This is a genomic window from Vitreimonas sp. (assembly GCF_036392335.1).
Lineage (GTDB): Bacteria > Pseudomonadota > Alphaproteobacteria > Caulobacterales > Aquidulcibacteraceae > Vitreimonas.
Map to the genome: position 1 here is coordinate 1 of NZ_DASVYD010000001.1, position 6,590 is coordinate 6,590.

Here is a 6,590-nt window from a genome sequence, read left to right on the forward strand (position 1 = left end):
TGCTCTACGCCAAGCGCTTGGCGCGCAAACTGGCCAAAGCCAGCAAGAGCTTCATCGCCAAAGTCGCGCTGAAGCGCCAACCGCGCTCGGTTTATGTCGACGGCCGCCTCCAAGGCGACGCCGGCAAACTCTGCTGGCTCGGCGCCCGCGCGCTGTTCGCCGCACGCGCCGATTCAAGTTGAAGCGCCATCATCGCGGAGCATTCGGAACGCGCGTTCAGCCGAACAGCGCGAACGCACGCGCGCGCCTATGACATGCAGGCCCCGGCGCCCACCCTAAGGCCGCATCCCAAACGCGCTCGGCCCTGTCTCGGCGCCGCGCTGCGCCAACTCCGCCCATTCGCACAGCAACGGCCGCGTTTCGCGCGGATCAATGATCTCCTCGGCGTAAAACGCTTCCGCCGTGCGAAACGGCGAACGCAGCGCCTCCGCCCAAGCGCGTATCTCCGCCAAGCGTTTCTCCGGATCGGCGCTCGCTTCGATGTCGCGCTTGTAGGCCGCCTCGATGCCGCCCTCCATCGGCAGCGAGCCCCAATCACCCGAAGGCCAGCAATAGCGCATCTTCGTGCGTGTCGGATTCATCATCGCCGAACCGGCCAAGCCAAATGCTTGCCGCACCACGATCGAACACCACGGCACGCGCGCTTGATACACAGCCGCCATCGCCTGCACGCCGAGCTTCACCACGCCGCTGCGCTCGTGCTTGGCGCCCACCGCGAAGCCGGGGCAATCGACGAAATGCACCACCGGCAAATGAAACGTCTGCGCCAGGTCGACGTGCTTGATCAGCTTGCGGCAAACATCCGCCGTCCACGCACCGCCCAAGAACATCGGATCGCCGGCGATCACCGCGACCGAATAGCCATCCAACCGCGCAAACCCCGTAATCAGCCCGCGTCCCCATTGCCGGCCCGTCTCAAAGAACGAACCGGCATCGACGCACGCTTCGACGATGCGACGCATTTTATACGGCACGCGCCGATCACGCGGCACCACATTGATCAAAGTCGGATCGCGGCGATTGATCGGATCGCCGTTCTGCACGCGCGGCGCTTGCTCATAAATCGAAGCGGGGAGGTAGGAGAGAAATTTCCGCGCCGCCGCGAACGCGTCCGCCTCGCTCGCGACGATATCATCGACGACGCCATTCTTGCCGTTGATCTCCGCGCCGCCCAAACCTTCCTTGTCGACGTCCTCGCCAATCGCTTTCGCGACCGGCGGCCCTGCGACAAACACTTGGGAGAGGCCCTGAACCATCACACTATAATGGCTCGCCGCCACGCGCCCCGCGCCCAGCCCCGCACACGGTCCCAACGCCAAAGCGACAACCGGCACGCTCGCCATGTTCGCCACAACCCATTCCCAACCTGGCGTTTGCGGGATGTAGGTGCGCGGGTCTTTCTCCAGCATCTTCACCGAGCCGCCGCCGCCCGTGCCGTCGACGAGCCGGATCAGCGGCATGCGATATTCATTCGCCATCTGCTCGGCGAACACGAGCTTCTGCCAGATCGCCGCATCGCCCGCGCCGCCACGCACGCTGAAATCATCCGCTTGCACCATCACCGGCCGCCCGCCGATGTCGCCGCGTCCGATCACGAACGGCGACGCACGAAAGCTCGCCAGCTCATTGTCCGCGCCATAGCTCGCAGCGCCGGCGATCTTCCCCGTTTCATGAAACGAGCCCGGATCGAGCAACGCATCGACGCGCTCGCGCACCGTCAGTTTGCCGGAGGCCTTCTGCCGCGCGACGCGCTCCTCGCCGCCCATCTGCTCGGCCAGCGCCTCGCGCCGGCGCAATTCCTCGATGTCTTTTTCCCAGCTCATGCGGCGGCCTCCCGCCAGAAGCGTAAGCGGACAGCGCGCGGCTTGGGAAGCGGCTTAGACGGCCATGTTGTCGATCAGCCGCGTCTTACCAAGCCATGCCGCAGCGAGAATGCGGGCGGGACGCGAAAGATCGCTGATCGGGCCGAGTGTGTCGGCGTCGCGGATGGAAACGTAATCCACGCTGGTAAAACCGGCGGCGATCACATGGCGCGTGGCTTCGGCTTCCGCCTCCGCGATCGGCTCGCCCGCGCGCACGGCCTTGATCGTATCGTGCAGAATGAGATTGAGCCGCGCGGCGATGCGGCGTTCGTCCTCGCTCAGATACGCATTGCGCGACGACATCGCGAGCCCGTCATGTTCGCGCACCGTGGCGCAGCCGGTGATCGCGACGGGGATGTCGAGATCGTGCGCCATGCGCTTGATCACGAGCAGCTGCTGATAATCCTTCTCGCCAAAGAAGGCTGTGTCCGGCAACGCCTGCAACAGGAGCTTCGTCACCACCGTCGCGACGCCGCCGAAAAAGTGCGGGCGGAACTCGCCTTCGAGCGGCGTGGAGACATCGGCCACGATCACATTGGTGGCGAAGCCCTGCGGATACATGACGGACCGCTCCGGCGCGTAGAGCAGATCGCAGCCCGCGCTCGCGAGCATTTTGGCGTCGCCCGCTTCGTCGCGGGGATAGCGTTCGAAGTCTTCGTGCGGCGCGAACTGACGCGGGTTGACGAACAGGCTCGTCACCACGCGGTCGCAGCGTTCCTTCGCCGTGCGCACCAAGGAGAGGTGCCCCTCGTGCAGCGCGCCCATCGTCGGCACCAAGCCAACCGTCAATCCAGCTTCGCGCCACGCGGCGACGGTGCTGCGCAGGCCGACAACATCGCGCGCGACGGGAAGAGGGGAACCGATCATGGCCGCCACATCGGGCGGCGGGGCGCATACGTCAAGCGGCTTAAGTGGGCCTTAACCTCGATGAGCGAGGCTTTAAGCATGAGTTCTGGCGCAGCGTCTCTGAAGAAGAGCACCGCAGCGCCCGCCAGCCTGGGCGGGTGTTTGCGATGAGCCTTGCGCATGCCTACGAGCCGCCGCCCGCCGCCGTCCCGCGCCAAGCGCATGTGATCGTCGTCGGCAACCAGAAGGGCGGCGCCGGCAAGTCCACCGTCGCCATGCACATTATCGTGGCGTTGATGCGCATGGGCCGCCGCACCGGCGCCCTCGACCTCGATGTGCGGCAACGGTCACTAACGCGCTACATCGAGAACCGCGCCCGCTGGATTGCCTCGCGCGGAGCAAAGCTCCCGGCGCCGCAGATTATCGAATTGCGCGAAAGCGCGCAGCGTTCCCTCGATCTGGCCGAGCAGGAAGAGGAGGCGGCGTTCCGCTCGGCGCTGCGGCGCTTGTCCGAAACCTGCGATTTCATCGTCATCGATTCGCCCGGCGGCGACTCGTACCTCGCGCGCACCGCCCACGCCTGCGCCGATACGCTCATCACGCCGCTCAATGACTCGTTCGTCGATTTCGACCTCTTGGGCGACATCGATCCCGATCACGCCGAAATCGTCCGTCCCTCGATTTACAGCGAGATGGTCTGGGAGAGCCGCAAGAAGAAGGCGCAAAACCTGCGCACGCCAATCGACTGGGTGGTGCTGCGTAACCGCACGTCCGCCTCCAAGATCGAGGCTAAGAACAAGCAGAAGGTTGGCGAAGCGCTGAAGACGCTCTCGAACCGCATCGGCTTTCGCATGGCCCCCGGCCTGTCGGAGCGGGTCATCTACCGCGAACTCTTCCCGCAGGGGCTCACCTTGCTCGACCTCGACGCCGACGGCGGCGAAGGCGAAATGCGGATGACCCATTTGGCCGCGCGCCAGGAGCTGCGCGACCTCTTCATCACGTTGAAATTGCCCTCGCTGGAGGGCGAACCGCTCAAATTCTGAGGCTCGACCAGGCGCCGGCGCGCCCGTAGGGTCCCGCGCGTGCTGACGCCCGTCCTTCTCGCCCTCGCCGCCATATTTGCTCTGTTGTTTGTGATCCGCCTTAGCGGAGCGCAGCGGCGATTGCTGTTGGCGCGTTGGCCGGCGTTATTGTTCGCAATTGCAGCATTGGTTGCCCTCGGGAGAGGTGCGATCTGGCCTGCCTTAGCTTTAGGCAGCATGGCCGGCCTAATCTGGATTTTGTGGCCGCGTCTGAGCGCACCGCGCGCAAGCAAAGCGCAAGCATCGTCGCCGCCCGATTCAGCAGCTGATGCCGAAGCGCGCAGCATTTTGGGCGTCAGCGCCCATGCAACAGAATCAGATATTCGCGCCGCCTATCGCGCCAAGATGAGGCGATCGCATCCCGATCAGGGCGGGGCCCATAACGAAGCCGCGCGGCTCACGGCCGCGCGGGATCGTCTTTTGAAGCAGCTCGGAAGACGCTAGGCGCCGCCGCGCTCACTCCATTTCTTCGGTGGTTTCCTCGGCCTGATCGCCCTGACCGTCGAGGGGCGCTTGGACCGCCGACATCGTTTCCACGACCATGCCCTGATAGGTCGCGTAGGGCGAGGCCGGGCCGCCGGGCGCAGCTGGCGCCTGTGCGTCGAGGCGACGGGTAGGCAGGCTGGCGAACGTCGCGGCATTCGGATCTTCGCGGCGGGCGTACTCCTCATAGGCGCCCTCCACGAGGTAGGCGACTTGATTGTCGCGCGCCGCGGCGGTCTCGCCGCCGAGCACCACCACGATCACGCGGCGGCCGTTCCGCTCGGCCATGGTGGCGAGGTTGAAGCCCGAGGCGCGGGTGTAGCCGGTCTTGATGCCATCGACGCCTTCGACCGAGCCGATGAGGCGGTTGTGGCTGCGCGCCGAACCGCGCGCCCAGGAGAAGCTCGGCGTCGTGAAATAATGATAATATTCAGGAAAATCGCGCCACAAGGCTTGGCTCAGCACCGCCATGTCGCGCGCCGTGGTGCGGTGGCGAGCGTCCGGAAGGCCGCTGGCGTTGGCAAAACGGGTCTCGCTCATGCCGAGTTCGCGGGCGCGCGACGTCATGTTCGCTGCAAAACGTGCTTCCGAGCCGCCCAAGCGTTCGGCGACCAGCGTCGCCACATCGTTGGCGGATTGGACCACGAGCGCACGTATGGCCTGATCGACGGTGATAGAATCGCAGCCGCCGCGCCGCGTGCAGCGCAGGCCCAATCGCGAAGGGGGTTGCCGGGTGGCGTTACGGGATGCAGTCATCCGCGTGTCCATGCTGATGTCGCCGCGCTCGATCGCCTCGAACAGCATGTAGAGCGTCATCATCTTGGTCAGCGACGCTGGGAAACGGGCCTCGTCGGCCTGGTCCTCCAACAGCACCTCATTGGTGCGCGCATCCATGACGATGGCGGCGTAACGCTCCTGGGCCGACGCCGCCGAGGCCATCGTGCCGAGAGCGAACACAGCCGCGGCTGCGCCGATCATTACCCGAACTGTCTTCAAACCCGCTGACGCCATTTCAGACTGATCCCGCACTAATTCGGATAAATTCAGGCAAATCACGTGCCGCGCAGCTTACAGATTCATTAGGCCGCCTTAAGCGACCGTTTCTGGCAAGGGTTAAAGCTGCGATTTTCAACCGAAGCACTGACCCACATCGTTCTCAAGGCTGTGGAGAACGTGGTTAACCGCTGATGAATGACGCGCCGGTTTGCTGCACAAAGCGCCCAAAATAGCTGCATGGTGCAGTGCAGCAAAAAATGGTTGACTTCGCACGTGCAGCATAACATATAGGGGGCATCGGAGTCGCCGGCCTCCCCCGGCGCGTTCCCTATGGAGATAGCAATGGCCACTGCGAAGTCCGCCCCCCGCGCCGCCAAGTCGGCCACGGAAGCGTTTGAACAAGTCACCAGCGCGTCGACGGAAGCCGTCCGCGAGAACATTGATCGCGGCATCGCCGCACTTTCGGAAGCCTCGGCTTTCGGCAAGCAGAATTTCGAAGCTTGGATGGCCTCGGCGACCGCCGCGCAAAAGGGCTTCGAGACCCTCTCCGCGCGCACCGTCGCCTTCCAGAAGGACGCGATGGAAAAGCATGTCGCGGCTGCGAAGGCGCTCATGACGTCCAAGAGCGTGCAAGAATTCGTCGAGAAGCAGAACGATTACGCGAAGTCGTCGTTCGAAGCGTATGTTGCTGAATTGACGTCGGTCTCGGACTTGGTCCAAGGCGTCGCCAAGGACACGTTCGCGCCGATCAACGATCGCGTGAACGCCGCCGCCCAGCTCATCCAAGCGGGCGCCGTGCGCTAATTGAATTTGCTTCGGAGCGTCGCTCCGAGGGGCTGAAACAGAGGCGGGCCTAGCTCTTTGAGCTAGGCCCGTTTCCTTTTTCGACCTGTCGTTGGGGCGCCTCCGCGCGCGGCGAAGTGCGCCAAACTGCTGTGAAGGGAATTTCAAGCCCTTCCATCGCCTCACTCAATCCATAGATTGTTTAGCATGTGGGCGACAGGCTGTGAGTCTGTCGTGGCTTGGCGCGAGTTCGACCGTCCATGAGCGACGAATGGAACGATCAGGGTGAGGGCGAGGGCGGGGCCGATGGCCGCGTCGGGACCCAGACTCTGACGCGCACCAAAAAGCCCTCGCTCTACCGCGTGCTCCTGCTCAACGACGATTACACGCCGATGGAATTCGTCGTCTATGTGCTGGAGCGCTTCTTCCAGAAGAACCGGGAAGAAGCGACGACGATCATGCTGCACGTCCATCAGAACGGCGTGGGGCTGTGCGGCGTCTACACATACGAGGTGGCCGAAACCAAGGTCGCCCAGGT

Annotated in this window: 8 protein-coding genes; 5 read left to right on the forward strand and 3 right to left on the reverse strand. The window is 64.2% G+C overall.

Going from position 1 to position 6,590, the window contains the following annotated elements:
• On the forward strand, nt 1–182 hold a 182-nt coding region (locus tag VF769_RS00005), incomplete at its 5' end, for a hypothetical protein (protein WP_331006308.1).
• Between the two features lie 93 nt (nt 183–275).
• Here VF769_RS00005 and VF769_RS00010 read toward each other — a convergent pair.
• Together VF769_RS00010 and panC are read right to left on the reverse strand one after the other, a co-directional pair.
• Nucleotides 276–1,823: an acyl-CoA carboxylase subunit beta gene (locus tag VF769_RS00010; RefSeq protein ID WP_331006309.1), complete on the reverse strand. Its 1,548-nt coding sequence runs from the start codon at nt 1,821–1,823 to the stop codon at nt 276–278.
• 54 nt (nt 1,824–1,877) lie between these two features.
• The gene (panC, locus tag VF769_RS00015) at nt 1,878–2,729 is read right to left on the reverse strand and encodes a pantoate--beta-alanine ligase (RefSeq protein WP_331006310.1); all 852 of its coding nucleotides are present in this window, start codon (nt 2,727–2,729) and stop codon (nt 1,878–1,880) included.
• A 146-nt stretch (nt 2,730–2,875) separates the two neighbouring features.
• Between panC and VF769_RS00020 the strand changes: the two genes are divergently transcribed.
• Nucleotides 2,876–3,751, forward strand: a complete 876-nt coding sequence (locus VF769_RS00020; RefSeq protein ID WP_331006311.1) for a division plane positioning ATPase MipZ — start codon at nt 2,876–2,878, stop codon at nt 3,749–3,751.
• A gap of 216 nt (nt 3,752–3,967) precedes the next feature.
• Entirely contained in the window at nt 3,968–4,234 is a 267-nt protein-coding gene (locus VF769_RS18505) for a DnaJ domain-containing protein (protein WP_414731751.1), read from the forward strand.
• Nucleotides 4,235–4,246: 12 nt separating this feature from the next.
• Here the strand turns inward: VF769_RS18505 and VF769_RS00025 are convergent, their stop codons facing one another.
• Nucleotides 4,247–5,284 carry a D-alanyl-D-alanine carboxypeptidase family protein gene (locus VF769_RS00025; protein ID WP_331006312.1) on the reverse strand — a complete coding sequence of 346 codons (1,038 nt, stop codon included), beginning with the start codon at nt 5,282–5,284 and terminating at the stop codon, nt 4,247–4,249.
• A gap of 327 nt (nt 5,285–5,611) precedes the next feature.
• On the opposite strand from VF769_RS00025, the gene VF769_RS00030 reads away from it, so the two are divergent.
• The gene (locus VF769_RS00030) at nt 5,612–6,073 is read left to right on the forward strand and encodes a TIGR01841 family phasin (protein WP_331006313.1); all 462 of its coding nucleotides are present in this window, start codon (nt 5,612–5,614) and stop codon (nt 6,071–6,073) included.
• A gap of 239 nt (nt 6,074–6,312) precedes the next feature.
• Nucleotides 6,313–6,590: ATP-dependent Clp protease adapter ClpS (gene clpS / locus VF769_RS00035; protein WP_331006314.1), on the forward strand; the 278-nt coding region annotated here is incomplete at its 3' end.